This is a genomic window from Acidiphilium sp. JA12-A1 (assembly GCF_000724705.2).
GTDB classification, from domain to species: Bacteria; Pseudomonadota; Alphaproteobacteria; order Acetobacterales; family Acetobacteraceae; genus Acidiphilium; species Acidiphilium multivorum.
This window is the reverse complement of record NZ_JFHO01000179.1, coordinates 1-281: the sequence shown is the minus strand read 5'-3', so window position 1 is coordinate 281 and position 281 is coordinate 1. Positions and strand designations below refer to the sequence as shown.

1 pseudogene is annotated in these 281 nt (G+C 75.4%); it reads left to right on the top strand.

Annotated elements, in window-relative coordinates:
• A pseudogene (locus RT91_RS19040) lies at positions 1-281 on the top strand (hypothetical protein); the annotation flags it as partial.

The window sequence follows — 281 nt, the reverse complement described above, 5'->3', positions numbered from 1 at the left end:
GCGCAGGCCGCCGCGAAGGCCGCCGGCGTCGAGGAGCTGAAGGTCTCCGCCCACATGATGACGCTCGATGCCGGCCTGTTCTGCATCGTCAACGAGGCGAATCCCGCGGCGGCGCAGCGCGGCGGCCTGCCCGGCGTGCGCGTCTCGCCGCCGCCGCTCGCGCCCGACAGCGTCGAGATCCTCGCCTTCCGCCCGGATGGCTGGCTCTCCGGCCTGGGCGATGCCGCGCTCGTCCGCGTCGCCCGCGGCCCCGCCCGGGTGATGGTGACGGTCTACCAGCT